This window comes from Pseudomonas sp. 300 (assembly GCF_055803035.1).
The window spans coordinates 2,394,652-2,410,973 of the sequence record NZ_JAVLRV010000002.1 but is presented as its reverse complement, the minus strand read 5'-3'; the positions used below and the strand labels follow the sequence as shown (position 1 = coordinate 2,410,973).

11 protein-coding genes are annotated in these 16,322 nt (G+C 60.8%); 6 read left to right on the top strand and 5 right to left on the bottom strand.

Going from position 1 to position 16,322, the window contains the following annotated elements:
• Positions 1 to 22: 22 nt before the first annotated feature.
• Genes Q7W83_RS17485 through Q7W83_RS17475 form a run of 3 tightly spaced genes read right to left on the bottom strand, consistent with a single transcriptional unit; the run spans position 23 to position 4,571 of the window.
• On the bottom strand, positions 23 to 1,417 hold the full coding sequence (locus Q7W83_RS17485) for an efflux transporter outer membrane subunit (RefSeq protein WP_473656395.1): 1,395 nt from the start codon (positions 1,415 to 1,417) through the stop codon (positions 23 to 25).
• A 7-nt stretch (positions 1,418 to 1,424) separates the two neighbouring features.
• A complete protein-coding gene (locus Q7W83_RS17480) occupies positions 1,425 to 3,398 on the bottom strand; it encodes a MacB family efflux pump subunit (protein WP_458377186.1) in 1,974 nt (657 codons plus the stop codon).
• Entirely contained in the window at positions 3,399 to 4,571 is a 1,173-nt protein-coding gene (locus Q7W83_RS17475; protein WP_473656394.1) for an efflux RND transporter periplasmic adaptor subunit, read from the bottom strand.
• Between the two features lie 325 nt (positions 4,572 to 4,896).
• On the opposite strand from Q7W83_RS17475, the gene Q7W83_RS17470 reads away from it, so the two are divergent.
• The 6 genes from Q7W83_RS17470 (at position 4,897) to Q7W83_RS17445 (ending at position 14,652) form a co-directional block, all read left to right on the top strand.
• Positions 4,897 to 5,376 carry a sigma-70 family RNA polymerase sigma factor gene (locus Q7W83_RS17470; RefSeq protein WP_150634080.1) on the top strand — a complete coding sequence of 160 codons (480 nt, stop codon included), beginning with the start codon at positions 4,897 to 4,899 and terminating at the stop codon, positions 5,374 to 5,376.
• 148 nt (positions 5,377 to 5,524) lie between these two features.
• The gene (locus Q7W83_RS17465; protein ID WP_150634081.1) at positions 5,525 to 6,862 is read left to right on the top strand and encodes a lysine N(6)-hydroxylase/L-ornithine N(5)-oxygenase family protein; all 1,338 of its coding nucleotides are present in this window, start codon (positions 5,525 to 5,527) and stop codon (positions 6,860 to 6,862) included.
• A gap of 520 nt (positions 6,863 to 7,382) precedes the next feature.
• Positions 7,383 to 10,085 carry a magnesium-translocating P-type ATPase gene (mgtA, locus tag Q7W83_RS17460; RefSeq protein WP_473656393.1) on the top strand — a complete coding sequence of 901 codons (2,703 nt, stop codon included), beginning with the start codon at positions 7,383 to 7,385 and terminating at the stop codon, positions 10,083 to 10,085.
• A 167-nt stretch (positions 10,086 to 10,252) separates the two neighbouring features.
• Positions 10,253 to 10,663, top strand: coding sequence for a response regulator (locus Q7W83_RS17455; protein WP_191623754.1), 411 nt, complete (start codon positions 10,253 to 10,255; stop codon positions 10,661 to 10,663).
• 110 nt (positions 10,664 to 10,773) lie between these two features.
• The gene (locus Q7W83_RS17450; protein ID WP_150634083.1) at positions 10,774 to 11,400 is read left to right on the top strand and encodes a response regulator transcription factor; all 627 of its coding nucleotides are present in this window, start codon (positions 10,774 to 10,776) and stop codon (positions 11,398 to 11,400) included.
• Positions 11,401 to 14,652: a transporter substrate-binding domain-containing protein gene (locus tag Q7W83_RS17445; protein WP_473656392.1), complete on the top strand. Its 3,252-nt coding sequence runs from the start codon at positions 11,401 to 11,403 to the stop codon at positions 14,650 to 14,652.
• Between the two features lie 3 nt (positions 14,653 to 14,655).
• Here the strand turns inward: Q7W83_RS17445 and dkgB are convergent, their stop codons facing one another.
• Positions 14,656 to 15,459, bottom strand: a complete 804-nt coding sequence (gene dkgB, locus Q7W83_RS17440; RefSeq protein ID WP_473656391.1) for a 2,5-didehydrogluconate reductase DkgB — start codon at positions 15,457 to 15,459, stop codon at positions 14,656 to 14,658.
• Positions 15,460 to 15,697: 238 nt separating this feature from the next.
• Positions 15,698 to 16,237: a PaaI family thioesterase gene (locus Q7W83_RS17435; protein WP_150634086.1), complete on the bottom strand. Its 540-nt coding sequence runs from the start codon at positions 16,235 to 16,237 to the stop codon at positions 15,698 to 15,700.
• Positions 16,238 to 16,322 lie beyond the last annotated feature (85 nt).

The following is a 16,322-nucleotide window of genomic DNA, read 5'->3' as shown; positions in this document are numbered from 1 at the left end:
GCGGACTCACTGGCGCTGCAAGTCACAAAACCTGCCACCCACCCCCAAGCGCCTTGTACAGCGCAATACTCGCCTGCAACCTCGCCAACCGCAGCTGCACATTCAGATCCTGCGCCGCATACAACGTGCGCTGCGTCTCCAGCACCGTCAGCAAATCCTCGGCCCCGGCCTGATAGCGGCTTTGCGCAATGTCGAACGCCGTTTGCGCCTGATTCAATTCTTCACTTTGCCATTGGCGCTGGGCGTCCAGTCCGCGAATACCGGTCAGCGCTTTTTCCACGTCGGCAAAGCCGTTGATGATCGCGCCACGGTAGGTTTCCAGCAGCTCTTCCTGGCGCGCCGTGGCTTTGTCGCGTTCGGCGCTCAGGCGGCCGTTGTTGAAGATCGGTGCGACCAGTCCGGCGGTGAGGTTGTAGAACGGGCTGCGCAGCACATCGCTGAAGGTGTCGGCGCCAGACCCGAGCTGGGCGCTCAATGTCACGGTGGGTAGCATTTTCGCCCGGGCCACGGTCACGTCGGCGCGTGCCGCCGCCAACTGCGCTTCGGCGCGAGCGATATCCGGGCGGCGGTTGAGCAAGTCGCTGGGCACGCCCGCGCCGATGACCGGCCAACTGAGCTGATCGAAGCGTTGATCGTCGAGCTTCAACTCCTGAACCGGTCGACCGAGGAGGGCGGCGAGGGTGATTCGCGCTTCTTCGGCTTGTTGCTGAACCTGTGGCAACTGCCGTTGTTGCGCGGCCACCAGACTCTTTTGCTGGGCCAGTTCCAGTGCGGTGGCCGAGCCTGCGTCGAAGCGGGTCTGTACCAGATTCAAAACCTTTTGCGCATTCGCCAGATTGAGCTGCGCGATGCGCTGTTGTTCCTGCAATGACAACGCTTGCGCATAAGTGTTGGCGACTGCGCTGAGCAGCGTCAATTCCACCGTGTCGCGATCGAATTCACTGGCCCGCAGGCCCCATTGCGCACTGTCGCGCGAGGCGCGCTGGCCGCCCCAGAAATCGATTTCATAACTGGCGCTGAGGCTGGCGTCGAAATAATCCACCGCCTTGTCGCTGCTGTCGGCGTCCAGTTGGCTGTAGCCGTTGCCGCGCATCAGCTTCTGGCGGTTGGCGTTCACCGCTGACTTCACTTCCGGCAGCAGCGAGCCGCCGGCGATCACAGTGGTGGCCTGGGCTTGACGAACCCGAGCCAGCGCCGCCGCCAGGTCATAGCTGCCGACGCGGGCCTGTTCAATCAGTTGAGCGAGCTGCGGGCTGCCAAAGTGCGTCCACCACTGGGCGTTGCGCAACGGGGCATTTTCACTGTGCGCCGACTGCCAGGCGGGCGGCGGCTGCAGGCCACTGTCCGGACGCGGGTCCGGGCTGGCGCACGCGCTGAGCAACACGCAAAGGGTCAACAGGCTGAGTGGCGCTTTCATAGGTCGATCATTCACTGGTAAGGGCCGTGACCGGGTCGAGCCGGGCAGCTTTGCGAGCCGGCATGAAGCCGAAGACAACACCGGTGACCAGGGCGCAGCCGAAGGCACCGAGTACCGCTATCAAAGAGAACGCGACCGCGACTTCGCTGAGGATCAGCACGCCGCCGACGATCAGCGCCAAGGCAATGCCCGCCAGACCGCCAACCACCGAGAGCATCACCGCTTCGGTGAGGAACTGCCGCAGGATGTCGCGTTGCCGGGCGCCGGTGGCCATGCGGATGCCGATCTCGCGGGTGCGTTCGCGCACGGTCATGAGCATGATGTTCATCACACCAATCCCGCCCACCAACAGCGAAATCGCGGCGATCGAACCGAGCATCAGCGACAGGGTGTTTTGCGTGCGCGCTTCGGCCTGAATCATCGCCGCGTTGTTGGTCAGCTCGAAATCCTTTTTGCCGTCGTGCAGACGCAACATCAACTGCTCGATGGCGGTTTCCGTCTCTTTGACCTTGCGCGCATCAGCCGCCGCGATGGCCACGTATTCGGGGTTGTGGGTGCCGAACAGCCGCACACTCGCGGCGGAATACGGGATGGCGATGCGGTCGTCGCTGTCGGTGTCGCCGGAGCTGGCGCCTTTTTCCGCGAGCACGCCGACCACCTGGAACGGCACGTTTTCGATCAGGATGTACTGACCGATCGGGTTGGCGACATCCTTGAGCAATTTGGTCCGCACCTTGTGGCCGATCACCGCGACGGCCGCGGCGTTGCGTTCATCTTCCTGGGTGAAATAGCTGCCTTCCACCACTGGCCAATTGAAGATTGCCGGGAAGTTTGTGTCATTGCCGCCAACGTAGCTCAAGTGATCGAGGTTGCCGAAACGCACCCCGGCTTCCTGGCCGTTGACCGGCATGATGCGCGTCACCTGCGGCAGGCTGCCCACCGCCGCGACGTCATCAAGGGTGATGATGCCCTGCGGCGTTCGCGGGTTCGGTGCCGAGCCGCTGAGGTAAATGATGTTCGAGCCGAACGCGCCCATTTGCGCCATCACCTGACGCTTGCTGCCCTCACCAACGGCCAGCATCACCACCACCGACGCAACGCCGATAATGATCCCGAGCAGCGTCAGGGCGGTGCGAAACCTGTTGATCCACATCACCCGCCACGCGGCGTGTACGGCGTCCACCAGTTCGCCTTTCCAGGCGCCGGTGGCTTCAGCGCCTTCACTCAGGCGCTTGCGCAGATCGACCGCTTGCAGGGCGCCGGGGTTGGCCGAGCTTTGTACGTCGGGGTTGTCGTGGGCGCTGTCGCTGATGATCAGCCCGTCGCGGATTTCGATGATGCGTTTGGCCCGGGCCGCGACTTCGCGGTCGTGGGTGATAAGAATCACCACATGGCCCTGGCTCGCCAGTTCATCCAGCAGCGTCATGACCTCGGCGCCACTGTGGCTGTCGAGGGCGCCGGTGGGTTCGTCGGCGAGGATGATGTGGCCGCCGTTCATCAAGGCGCGAGCGATGGACACCCGTTGTTGCTGGCCGCCGGAGAGTTGGTGCGGACGGTTGCCGGTGCGCGAGGCGAGGCCGAGGCGGTCAAGCAGTGCGGCGGCGCGGGCGTGGCGCTCGGCGGCCGGGGTGCCTGCGTAGATCGCCGGCATTTCGACGTTTTCCTGGGCCGAGCCGGACGGAATCAGGTGATAGCCCTGGAACACAAAACCAAAGGCTTCGCGGCGCAGCCAGGCCAGCTCATCGCTGTCGAGCCCGGCGACGTTTTCCCCGGCGAAGCGGTATTCGCCCGAGGTCGGGCGATCAAGGCAGCCGAGGATGTTCATCAGCGTCGACTTGCCGGAACCTGACGCACCGACAATCGCCACGAATTCACCGGCATGGATCGACAGGTCGATGCCGCGCAACACGTGAACCTGCGGTGAATCGCCGCCGCCGTAGGATTTGCGGATGTCCTGCAGGTCGATCAGGGGCGTCAGCATTCAGCCGCCACTCCCGTCGGCCGGGCCGATCAACAGGTGATCGCCTTCCTGCAAACCGTCGAGGATCTGCACGCGCAGGCGATCGCTGATGCCGGTGCGCACGTCGCGTTGCTCGATACGGCCGTTTTTGGCGACGACCTGGGCGCTCTGAATGTTCGGTTGGGTGCCGCTTTGCAACGCGGCGATGGGCGCGGTGAGGACGTTTTTCGCCTGGTCGGACACGAAGAATACCTGCGTGGTCATTTCCGCCATCAGCGCGTTGTCGGCGTTGTCGACGTCGAGCAATACGGTGTACAGCACCACGCGGGCGCTGCCGCTTTTGCTCGAACTGGCCGGGCTGCCGCCGCTCTGGCTGGTCTGGTCCAGAGGCTTGGGCGGCACCGGCAGAATCTGCCGCACGGTGCTGCTCCAGCGACGCTTGCCGCCGCTGAGGGTGGTGAACCAGGCCGACATGCCGGGTTTGACGTGGCCGATGTCGGCTTCCGACACCTCGGCCCAGACGGTCATCGGCGACAACTTGGCGATGCGCAGTATCAACGGTGTTTGCTGTTGCGCGTTCAGGGTCTGGCCGACCCGGGCATCGAGTGCAACCACGGTGCCGGACATCGGCGCGTAGATTCGTGTGTAGCCGAGCTCGGCCTGATCACTGCGCAAGCTGGCCTGGGCCTGGCGGATCTGCGCCTGGAACATGTCGATGCGCGCCTGGGTGGCGCGCAGCTCAGCCTGGGCGGTTTGCACGTCTTCTTCGCGGGTGGCGCCGCCGGCCTTGAGGTTCTGCTGGCGCTGGAATTTTTGCCGGGCCAGTGCGTGCTGTGCCCGTTGTTCTTCGAGTTGCGCCTTGAGGTTTTCGATGGAGAAACGTCCGGCGTCGAGTTTGGCCTGCTGCGTGGACGGGTCGATTTCCACCAGCAGCTGGCCGTCCTTGATCACATCACCGACTTCCACGTGGATTTTCTGGATCTGCCCGGACGCCTGTGCACCGACGTCGACGTAGCGTCGAGGTTGCAGGGTGCCGAGGGCGGTGACGCTGCTTTCGATGTCGCCACGACTGACTTGCACGGTGGCAAATTTGTCTCGGCCAGGCGGGATGACCTGCCAGGCAGCCACGGCGATAACGGGGATCAGACAAAGGGCTACAAGCAGGGCGCGTCGGGTCTGTCGGGGACGTTTCATGCAGGGTTCCGGCCAATGGAAATAGGCCCGTCGTTCAGCCTGTGCACGAAATCCGGCAACAGTTGAACGCTGTCGGGAGGCCGACAGAGACGGGGAGCTGTCCTTTATACGAGGAAGGCGGCGGGGAATTTAGGTGCGGACATATAGGGTTACACCTGTAGTTCAAGACTATTTGCCGGGCAAGTTGAAGCAATACTTTAAATCTATATGAGAATTACTATAAATTACGCATCTCGAACTGCCACTATCGTGCCACTGCCCATTTTCGGCGGTCGTCGACGTGGCTCAAGGATAGAAACCGCACCCGTGCGGCCGGGAGTCATGGTTGGAAAACTACTATCGCGAGCTGGTGTGTTTCCTCAACGCCAAGCTGGGCAACCGTCAGGTGGCCGAGGATGTGGTGCATGACGCGTATGTGCGGGTTCTGGAGCGTTCCAGCGACACGCCGATCGAACAGCCCCGGGCATTCCTTTATCGCACCGCGCTCAATCTGGTGATCGACGACCATCGACGCAATGCCTTGCGTCAGGTCGAGTCGCTGGAAGTGCTCGACAACGAAGAACGCTACTTCACCCCTTCGCCCCACAGCAGCCTCGACCACGGCCAGCGCCTGGAGATGGTCCAGCGTGCCCTGGCGGAATTGCCACGGCTGTGCCGCGAGAGTTTCCTGTTGCGCAAGATCGATGGCCTGTCGCACCCGGAAATCGCCGAACGCCTGGGGATTTCACGGGCGCTGGTGGAGAAGCACATCGTCAATGCGATGAAGCATTGCCGCGTGCGGATGCGCCAGTGGGATGCCCACTGATCTTCTCCGGCGGGTAAAAAACAACATTAAATTTTTTTTCATTGTCCTCGTTCCCTATCAACAGACGACTTGCTGTCCTGCTCAAGGCTGGTCAGGTCACTTAGGCTTACTCCCCACTGTTGAGGGGTTCATCCAGAGGACACTGGAAATGACACAGGCAATTGCATCGCCCATCGTTCACGACCTGATCGGCGTCGGTTTCGGCCCTTCGAACCTGGCGCTGGCCATCGCGCTGCAAGAGCGCGGGCCGAGTCAGGGCGAACTGGATGTACTGTTTCTCGACAAACAGGCGGATTACCGCTGGCACGGCAACACCCTGGTGACCCAAAGCGAATTGCAGATTTCCTTCCTCAAGGACCTGGTGACCCTGCGCAATCCGACCAGTCCGTATTCCTTCGTCAACTACCTCAAGCACCACGGTCGTCTGGTGGATTTCATCAACCTCGGCACGTTCTATCCATGCCGCATGGAATACAACGACTACCTGTGCTGGGTCGCCGGGCAATTTGCCGAACAGAGCCGCTACGGCGAAGAAGTGCTGACCATCGAGCCGGTGGTGCACAACCAGCAGGTCGAAGCGTTGCGCGTGATCTCCCGCGATACACGGGGCCAGCAACACGTACGCACCGCTCGTTCGGTGGTCGTCAGTGCGGGTGGAACACCGCGCATTCCCGAAGCGTTCAAAGCGTTGAAGGATGACGGGCGAGTGTTCCATCACTCGCAGTACCTGGCACAAATGGCCAAGCAGCCGTGCGTGAACAATCAACCGATGAGCATCGCGATCATCGGCGGAGGGCAGAGCGCGGCGGAAGCCTTCATCGATTTGAACGACAGCTTCCCGTCGGTGCAGGTCGACATGATTCTGCGCGGCTCGGCGCTGAAGCCGGCGGATGACAGCCCGTTCGTCAACGAAGTGTTCTCGCCGGAGTTCACCGATCTGGTGTTCCAGCAGGCGAGCAGCGAGCGCGAGCGCCTGGTCAACGAGTACCACAACACCAACTATTCGGTGGTGGACATTGACCTGATCGAACGCATCTACGGCATCTTCTATCGCCAGAAAGTCTCGGGCATCGCCCGTCATGCGTTCCGTACCCTGACCACCCTCTCAAAAGCCACCGCCACCGAGCGCGGCATCGAACTGACAATGTGTAACAACGCCACCGGCGAAGTCACGGTTCGTCATTACGACGCGGTGGTGCTGGCCACCGGGTATGAGCGTCAGATGCACCGCAAACTGCTGGCGCCGCTGGAGCAGTATCTCGGCGATTTCGAGGTGGACCGCAATTACAAGCTGATCACCGACGAGCGCTGCAAGGCCGGCATCTACATGCAGGGCTTCTGCCAGGCGAGCCATGGTTTGAGCGACACCTTGTTGTCGATCCTGCCGATTCGCGCGGATGAGATTGCCGGGTCCTTGTATGAGCATGGCAAGAGTCGGGGGCAGGGTCGGTCGGTGATGGATTTGCTGCTAGCGACTGCCAGCTAAAATTCTCGGCAACAGAGAGGCCGTCATCGCGGGCAAGCCCGCTCCCACAGTGATCTCCGTCTTACACAAAATCTGTGTTCACTGACGATCCCTGTGGGAGCGGGCTTGCCCGCGATGGGGCCCGAAATAACACCGAAAATCTTCGAAGCTGAACCCTCCCTGAAGAACCCCGCAATTCCCCCGCAACACACCGTTCCTTCGTTTACTCTCCAGAAATCGGGGCGTAAGCTTCGCGCGTTTTCATCAATAGCGGAGACCCACAGTGGGTACTTGTTCGAGTGACAGTAGTCGGCCGGTTCCAATAACCGGCACATCCTCGGCAAGATAACGCGCACATTTTTTGTGCCGTTGTCTCGCCGTAAAAGCGAGCAGCGGCATCCCGATCGCGGCCAGTCCTGGTCCGTGTCCCGACGTCCTCTCATCGACGCTGAACCGTGCGTGATGTTCGACTTGTTGTCGTCATCGCGGCGCACCGACACGCCTGCTGGAAGGTTTCCCGGCTGACCCTGGGGGAACTGCCATGAACCTGACCCTGCTCAAAGAGTTCTTCGCCGGATTCCTGCGCACCCGCCACATCGTCCGACACTTTCGTCGCCTGGCGCTGCTGGAAACCTTCACCGACACCACGGTCAGCCGTGAGGTGCCGCCGACCCTGGCGCAAACCCTGGTGGGCGCCGCCAACAGCGACACCGGCCAACTGCTGAACAACCTCGGCAGTCACACCGACGGCCTGAGCGAACTCGAAGCCGACGCACTGCGCGTGCAATTCGGCCTCAACGAAGTCGAGCACGAGCAACCGCTGCCGTGGTGGACTCACCTGTGGCACTGCTACAAAAACCCGTTCAACCTGCTGCTGACATTGCTCACGGTCATCTCGTGGCTGACCGAAGACATGAAAGCCGCCATCGTGATTTTCTCGATGGTGGTGCTCTCGACCTTGTTGCGCTTCTGGCAGGAAACCAAGTCCAACCAGGCCGCCGACGCGCTCAAGGCGATGGTCAGCAACACCGCCACGGTCATGCGTCGCGATGCCCTGCGCAGCGAAGTGCCGATCAAATTGCTGGTGCCGGGCGATCTGATCGTGCTCTCGGCGGGCGACATGATTCCCGCCGATTGCCGGGTGCTCAGTGCCAAGGATTTGTTTGTCAGCCAGGCGGCCATGACAGGGGAATCGATGCCGGTGGAAAAATTCCCCCGCCAGCAGGACAGCGACACGAGCAACCCGCTGGACCTCGACAACATCCTGTTCATGGGCACCAACGTGGTGTCCGGCACCGCGATTGCGGTGATTCTGACCACGGGCAATAGCACCTATTTTGGTGCGCTGGCCCAGCGGGTCGGTGCCACGGACCGCGCGCCAACGTCGTTTCAGACCGGGGTCAACAAAGTCAGCTGGCTGCTGATCCGCTTCATGTTTGTCATGGCGCCGCTGGTGCTGTTCATCAACGGTTTCACCAAAGGCGACTGGACCGAAGCGCTGCTGTTTGCGCTGTCGATTGCCGTGGGCCTGACCCCGGAAATGCTGCCGATGATCGTCACCTCGACCCTGGCCAAAGGCGCGGTGTTCCTGTCGCGCAAAAAAGTCATCGTCAAACGGCTCGACGCGATCCAGAACTTCGGCGCCATGGACGTGCTCTGCACGGACAAGACCGGCACCCTGACCCAGGACAAAATTTTTCTGGCGCGCAACGTCGATGTCTGGGGCAACGATTCCGATGACGTGCTGGAAATGGCCTACCTCAACAGCTACTACCAGACCGGCCTGAAAAACCTTCTGGACGTGGCGGTGCTCGAGCACGTCGAGGTCCACCGTGAACTGAAAGTCGGCACGGCGTTTCACAAAGTCGACGAGATCCCGTTCGACTTCACCCGCCGGCGCATGTCGGTGGTAGTCGCCGAGCGCGATCACTCGCACTTGCTGATCTGCAAAGGCGCGGTGGAAGAGGTGCTGGCGGTGTGCACCCGTGTGCGGCACGGCGTGGTCGATGAAGCACTGAGTGATGACCTGTTGGCACGGATTCGCCAAGTGACCGCTGCATTCAATGCCGAAGGACTGCGCGTGGTAGCAGTCGCCGCCCGACCAATGATCGAAGGGCGCGACACCTACAGCCTGGCGGATGAACAGGCCCTGACGCTGATCGGTTACGTGGCGTTTCTCGATCCGCCGAAGGAAAGCACCGCACCGGCCCTGAAAGCATTGGCCGCTCACGGCGTGGCGGTAAAAGTGCTGACCGGCGACAACGAACGGGTGACTGCGAAGATCTGCCGCGAAGTCGGTCTGGAGCAGCAAGGCCTGTTGATGGGCAACGACATCGAGCGCATGACGGATGCCGAACTGGCCGTGGCGGTGGAGACCGCCAACGTCTTCGCCAAACTGACGCCGTCGCACAAGGAGCGCATCGTCCGTCTGCTCAAGGGCAACGGCCATGTGGTCGGGTTCATGGGCGATGGCATCAATGACGCGCCGGCGCTACGCACTGCCGACATCGGTATTTCGGTGGACAGTGCCGTGGACATCGCCAAGGAAGCGGCCGACATCATCCTGCTGGAGAAAAGCCTGATGGTGCTGGAGGAGGGCGTGCTCGAAGGGCGGCGGACCTTCGCCAACATGCTCAAGTACATCAAAATGACTGCGAGCTCGAACTTCGGCAACGTGTTCTCAGTGCTGGTGGCCAGCGCGTTCATCCCGTTCCTGCCGATGCTGCCGATGCACCTGCTGGTGCAGAACCTGCTCTACGACATTTCGCAGATCGCCATCCCGTTCGATAACGTCGATGAAGAAATGCTCAAGCAACCGCAGCGTTGGCAACCGGCGGATGTCGGGCGTTTCATGCTGTTTTTCGGCCCGATCAGTTCGATCTTCGACATCAGCACGTTTGCCTTGATGTGGTACGTGTTCGACGCCAACACGCCGGACCACCAGACCCTGTTCCAGTCTGGCTGGTTCGTGGTCGGGTTGCTGACGCAGACGCTGATCGTGCACATGATCCGCACGCCGAAAATTCCGTTCCTGCAAAGCCGTGCAGCCATGCCGCTGCTGGTGATGACCGGGATCATCATGGCCGTGGGCATCTTCCTGCCGATGGGGCCATTGGCGCACTACTTCAAATTGCAGGCGCTGCCGTCGCTGTATTTCGTGTTCCTGCCGGTGATTCTGCTGGCGTACATGGCGCTGACCCAGGCCGTGAAGGGGTTCTATATCCGCCGGTTCGGCTGGCAATAAGCGGTAACGATCCGAGACAAAAACCCCCGGACACTCAACGACATCTCCCTGACGTTTTCCTCTCCACCGAGGTGGCGCCACGGAATTTAGGAATAGTCCTACAGAAAGCTCGACGGGTCTTCCGTAGCCTTGCAGCCTCAAATCTGAAACCCTCTTGGGGGCCCCGGTTGTCGAACAAAGCGTTACGTATCCTGATTGCCGACGAGCAGCATTTCCAGCGGATGAGAATCGAGCGCCTGTTCAACCGGCTCGATTATTACCGCGTGGCGCCCGTGCAAAGCCTTGCGGAACTGCTGACCCTGGTCGAATACGGCGGCGTGCCTTTCGACCTGCTGGTCATCAATGCCGCGTTGGCGGACGGCGCCTTGAACCTGCGCGATTTCCTCCTTGATCAGCCGCAGGTGCACCACGCCTTGATCTACGGGCAGCCGGCTGAGTGGCCGCCAACCCCGGCCGGCGGACTTCAAAAGATCCAGGTGAGCGATGCTGCGGTGCCCGATCTGACGTGCATTCAGCGGCTGATGGCCATCGTTGATCCTCAACTACCGTTCGTCGGCACTGTCATTTCTGTCAGGTAGTCGGGCGCGGATTTCCATGCAACAGTCTTCGCGCAGCTGCTGCGTCTAACAGGGAGCCGGCCTATGGGCATTCAATGTCCGATTGTCATGTATTTGCTCAGGGAGTTGCCATGAAGTCAGTGCTGATAGCGGACGATCATCCGGTGGTTCGCGCTGCCGTCAAAATCCTGCTCAAACAGGAAGGGTTTCAACAGATTTACGAGGTGGCCAACGGCAACGAGGTGTTGTCGATGATCCGTGAGCATCAACCGGATCTGGTGGTGCTGGACCTGGGCTTGCCGGGACTCGACGGGCTGGATGTACTGAACCGGATCAAGACCAGTGGTGTGCGCTGCCGGGTGTTGGTCTTCACTTCACAAGAGCCAAGGTTTTATCAGGATCGTTGCATGCGTGCCGGTGCGGCCGCGTACGTGTCCAAAACCAACGACCTGCAACATTTGCACAAGGCCGTGCACGCGGTGATGGCCGGTTACTCCTATTTCGCCAAACTCGCCTCGAGCTCGGTGTCGCTGAACACGCTGCAACGCAGCGAAAAGGAGATGATCGACAAACTCTCCGATCGCGAGCTGACCATCTTGTGTTACGTGTCCCAAGGTATGAGCAACAAGGAAATCGCCGAAATCACCAACCTGAGCCATAAGACCGTCAGTACCTACAAAACCCGCTTGATCGAAAAACTCAACGTGGACTCCAAGGTTCACTTAAGGGATTTCGCCAAGCGTAACGATCTGATCTGAATGAGTGTTTTTCGACGATTTCGCCTTCTGACCCACTGGGTATTGCTGGGGTGCCTTTGGATTTCCAGCGTCTGCGCCCAACCGCAAACACTGACGCTGCTGGGACGCTCCAGCGTGGACGGCTACGAGGTCAGGCTGTCGGATGCCGATTCCCGTGTGCTGCGGCAAAAGGGCCGGCTGGTGCTGGCCGTCTCGGCACCGGATTACCCTCCCTTCGACATCACCACCACCGGCACTGACTACGAAGGGTTGACGGCTGACTATGCCGGGCTGCTCAAACAGCTGTTACACGTGGAGATCGATGTTCAGCGCTACGCATCGCGGGGCGATGCGGTGCGGGCAATCAAGGACGGCAAGGCTGATCTGTTGGGAACGGCCAATCGCTATGAGGTCGAAGATCCACAGCTGCGGATGTCCAGTGCCTACGCCGATGATCAACCGGTACTGGTCACGCGCACCGATTCATCTCAGCCTCTGGACCCGGATCTGGCCGGTAAACGGCTGGCGATGCTGTACCACTATTTGCCCGCGCAGCAAGTGCGAGCCATTTACCCCAAGGCCACTGTACAGCTGTTTCCTTCGACACTGGGCGCCGTCGGCGCCGTCGCGTTTCGCCAATCGGACGCCTATCTGGGCGACGCCATCAGCGTCAATTACCTGATCAGTAAAAATTACCTCAACAACGTTCAGCTGGCGGATTTTTCCCGTATGGAGTCCGGGCGTTTCGCGTTTGCGATGAACCTCGACAACCTCCAGTTGCAACGCATCGTCAACCGGGCGCTGGCGGCGATTCCGACCAATGAACGAATGAATATCCTGCGGCGATGGGGAGGCAGCGGGGCTTCCATCGCCGGCACGCAAGTCCTGCAATTCACTGTCGCCGAGCAACGCTGGCTCGATGATCATCCGCGCGTGCGAGTGGCGATCAACCCAAACCTCATGCCGATTTCCTTTATCGACAGCGAGGGCAAGTACCGGGGTATCAGCATCGATGTGCTGGCGAAAATCAGTTTGCGTACAGGTTTGAAATTCGACATTCAGCCAACCCGTTCAGTGGCTGAACTGTTCGAGTGGATCAGGACCGGTCATGTTGATGTGGTCGCCGGGATCAGCCCCAGTATTGAGCGTGAAACAGAACTGCGTTTTACCCGGCCGTTTCTGACCAGCCCGAATGTGCTGGTGACCCGCATCGCATCCGACGGCCCCATGACACTGGATCAAATGGCCGGAAAAAAACTGGCCATCACCCAGGGCAACAGTGCCGGCGAATTCATTCGCAAGCATTTCCCGCAGGTCGAACTGGTCAATGCCCCGTTGACAGCGGACGGGATGGAAATGGTCGCCGAGGGCAAGACGGACGGCGCAATCAACTCGTTGATCGGTGCCCGGATCATGATTTCCCGGCAGTATCGGGATCGGTTGCAAGTGACCAGCACCGTCGGCAGCGATCCGGCCCGCAGCACGCTGGCGACCAGTCGCGAGGCCGTAGAGCTGCACTCGATCCTGGACAAGGCGCTGCTGAGTATTTCCCCCGAGGAAATCGATGAAATGACCGGCTATTGGCGCAACGACCTGATGGTCGAGCAGAGCTTCTGGCTGCGTCACCGGCAGGACATTCTCCAGGCCTTTGCCGGCGCCGGCGCCTTGCTGTTGCTGGCGCTGGCCTGGATCGCCTGGCAGCGCCGGCAAATCGGCCTGCGTCAACAATTGCTCGGTCAATTGCAGGACGCCAAAGACGCCGCGGATGAGGCAAACCGCGCCAAGACCACGTTTCTGGCGACCATGAGCCATGAGATCCGCACGCCGATGAATGCGCTGCTCGGCATGCTTGAATTGGCGCTCAAGCGCGCGGATGAAGGCGTTACCGACCGGTCGGCCATCGAGGTGGCGGCCAATGCCGGGCAACAATTGCTGGCGTTGATTGGCGACATTCTGGACATCGCCCGCATCGAATCCGGGCATTTGTCCCTGGCGCCGGAACGGGCCAATCTGCGCTCGCTGGTCGAATCGGTGTGCCGGGTATTTGAAGGCCTGGCCCGGCAGAAAAACCTGGAGTGGCGCGTCGAACTGGGCGAGCACAGCGATGCCGACGTGTTGATCGACCCCACACGCTTCAAGCAGGTGCTGTCCAATCTGCTGAGCAACGCGATCAAATTCACCCGTGAAGGTGAAGTACGCCTGACGCTGCGGGTCGAGCCCGGATTGTCCGGGCATTTGAGGGTCGCCGTGTGCATTCAAGACACCGGCATCGGTATCAGCGTGATTGATCGGCAGCGACTGTTCAGCCCGTTTGCGCAAGTGGAAAACAGCCTGCAATCGGGTCGCACCGGCTCAGGACTGGGGCTGGTGATCAGCCGTACGCTGTGCGAAATGATGGGAGGGCAATTGCAGCTCGACAGTGTGTCAGGCAGGGGCACGCGGATTGATGTCTGTCTGGATCTGCCCGTGTTGCAACCGTTGCCGCCCAGCGAGTTGCCTGATCGTGAGGAGCTGACGCAGACCCGGGCGCTGAAGATTCTGGTGGTCGATGATTACCCGGCCAATCGTTTGCTGCTCTCACGGCAGTTGAGCTATCTGGGCCACTGCGTGATGGACGCTGAAGATGGACAGCAAGGTCTTGAGCGATGGCGCGAGCATGAATTTGATGTGCTGATCACCGACTGCAACATGCCGGTGCTCAGCGGGTATGAATTGGCCGGGGCCATCCGCGATGAAGAGCGGGCTCAGGGATTGCAACCGATCCTGATTCTGGGGTTCACCGCCAATGCACAGCCCGAGGAGAAGGCCCGTTGCCTGGAAGCGGGGATGGACGACTGCCTGTTCAAACCGATCCGGCTGGCGGATCTGGCCACCTGGTTGGCATCGAGATTTGCCGCTGCCCCCGTGACCCTCGCTACACCCTCAACACCCTCAACACCGTCAACCGTCGAAATCGACTTGAGCGGTCTGGAGCGGTATATCGGCGAGGACGACGAGCTGATCAATCAACTGCTCAGTGATTTGGCCGCGACCAATCGCACGGATCGGGAGGCGTTGCTCAAGGCCCATGCGAGCGGCGAACAGCATGTCCTGTGCACGCTGGCGCACCGCATCAAGGGCGGGGCGCTGATGGTGCGGGCGGTCAGTCTGATCGAATGCTGCGAGAACCTTGAGCGTGCCTGCGGCGATGGCCGCACAGGGCTGATCGACGAAGCCGTCGATCGGTTGCTGCAGGCCATGACGCGCCTGGACCAACACCTGGCGCAGGCCTGACGCTTAATCCCAGTTCGGTGCGATGCCTTTGGGGCTGGTCAGGCGGTGGCCGCGCTCAAGGCCGGCGATCAGCGCCATGTCCGCGTCGCTCAAGGTCAGCGCGCAGGCCTTCAGGTTGCTTTCCAGATTGGCGCGTTTGGTGGACGACGGGATCACCGCGTAACTCAGCTGCATGGCCCAGGCCAGGGTGACTTGCGCGGGGGTTGCCTGCAGGCGAGCGGCGATCTGCTGGATGACCGGGTCTTTCAGCACTTCGCCGTAGGCCAGGGTCATGTAGGAGGTGATCTGGATGCCCTGGCTTTGCGCGAACTCGACGACCTTGCGGTTTTGCAGGTACGGGTGCAGTTCGATCTGGTGGGTGGCGATTTGCTCGGCACCAACGGCGGCGATGGCTTGCTTCATCAGGTCGACGGTGAAGTTGGAGACGCCGATCTGGCGAGTTAATCCGAGTGTTTTGGCTTCGAGCAACGCGCCCATGAATTCTTCGACCGGCACCTGGTCTTCCGGCGATGGCCAGTGAATCAGCGTCAGGTCGAGGTAGTCGGTCTGCAGTTTTTGCAGGCTCTCTTTGAGGCTGTCGATCAAGCGGTCCTGGGCGAAGTTGGCGACCCAGATCTTGCTGGTGATGAACAGTTCTTCACGGGCAATGCCGCTGGCCGCGATGGCCTCGCCGACTTCGGCTTCGTTCTCGTAGATTTGCGCGGTATCGATGGCGCGGTAGCCCAGTTCCAGGCCAGTGCTCACCGAATCAATGACCACCTGGCCTTGCAAGCGAAACGTACCAAGACCGAATGCGGGAATAGACATCAATGACTCCAGGGTTTGCAGTGGGAATGAGCACGAGTATCCGCGCCTGAATCCTTGAGAAAAACCGCTGGTGGGGCAAAGCACTGTTTACCGCAAGTCATGAATCGTGAGTAGTCCGGGGATTGTCGGTGTTGAGTCTGGCTCCATCGCGAGCAAGCTCCTACAGGAGATCTTCGGTGTACACACATCCAATGTGGGAGCGAGCTTGCTCGCGATGGCCGCGACTCGGTTTCGGATCTTATCCGCGTGCCTCAAGAATCATGCAAGTCGTCGACCCCGTCGCATACAACCGCCCATCCGCATCATAAATCCGCCCCTCGGCCAGCGCCGTCGAACGCCCCAGGTGCACAAGCTTGCCCTCGGCACGCACCGGCCCGCTGGCGCCGGTCAACGCGCGGACATAACTGATGCGCAGATCCAGCGTGGTGTAACCCTGGCCCTTTTTCAGCTGCGTATGAATCGCGCACCCCATGCACGAATCCAGCAAGGTCGCCGCATAACCGCCATGCACACTGCCCAGCGGGTTGTAATGTCGCGAATCCGGCGTGCCCTGGAAGATGAACAGCCCGGCCGACCATTCGACAGGGATGAAATCCATCAGCGTGCCAATCGGCGGTGAGGGCAGTTCACCGCTACCGATGCCCTCGAAGAACTCGGCGGGCGACAGCGCGCTGACCTCGGCCAGGGACAGACTGCCGGGCCCGGCCAGTCGAGCGCGCATGGCTTGTTCCTGAGCGATCCATTGAGCGAGGGTGGCTTCTCGGTTGGGGCTTTGCATGTTCAGTGTCCTCGGACGGGCGCGGATATTATGGTTGTAATCTGCGCCAATATTATGTCCGAAATAAAAACTCCGCCAGCCCCGC

What these genes read in the sequence shown, in the direction of transcription:
- Q7W83_RS17475 (WP_473656394.1), bottom strand. Translation starts at nt 4,571, where the DNA reads ATGAAACGTCCCCGACAGACCCGACGCGCCCTGCTTGTAGCCCTTTGT.
- dkgB (WP_473656391.1), bottom strand. Translation starts at nt 15,459, where the DNA reads ATGTCTATTCCCGCATTCGGTCTTGGTACGTTTCGCTTGCAAGGCCAG.
- Q7W83_RS17480 (WP_458377186.1), bottom strand. Translation starts at nt 3,398, where the DNA reads ATGCTGACGCCCCTGATCGACCTGCAGGACATCCGCAAATCCTACGGC.
- Q7W83_RS17450 (WP_150634083.1), top strand. Translation starts at nt 10,774, where the DNA reads ATGAAGTCAGTGCTGATAGCGGACGATCATCCGGTGGTTCGCGCTGCC.
- mgtA (WP_473656393.1), top strand. Translation starts at nt 7,383, where the DNA reads ATGAACCTGACCCTGCTCAAAGAGTTCTTCGCCGGATTCCTGCGCACC.
- Q7W83_RS17465 (WP_150634081.1), top strand. Translation starts at nt 5,525, where the DNA reads ATGACACAGGCAATTGCATCGCCCATCGTTCACGACCTGATCGGCGTC.
- Q7W83_RS17445 (WP_473656392.1), top strand. Translation starts at nt 11,401, where the DNA reads ATGAGTGTTTTTCGACGATTTCGCCTTCTGACCCACTGGGTATTGCTG.
- Q7W83_RS17435 (WP_150634086.1), bottom strand. Translation starts at nt 16,237, where the DNA reads ATGCAAAGCCCCAACCGAGAAGCCACCCTCGCTCAATGGATCGCTCAG.
- Q7W83_RS17485 (WP_473656395.1), bottom strand. Translation starts at nt 1,417, where the DNA reads ATGAAAGCGCCACTCAGCCTGTTGACCCTTTGCGTGTTGCTCAGCGCG.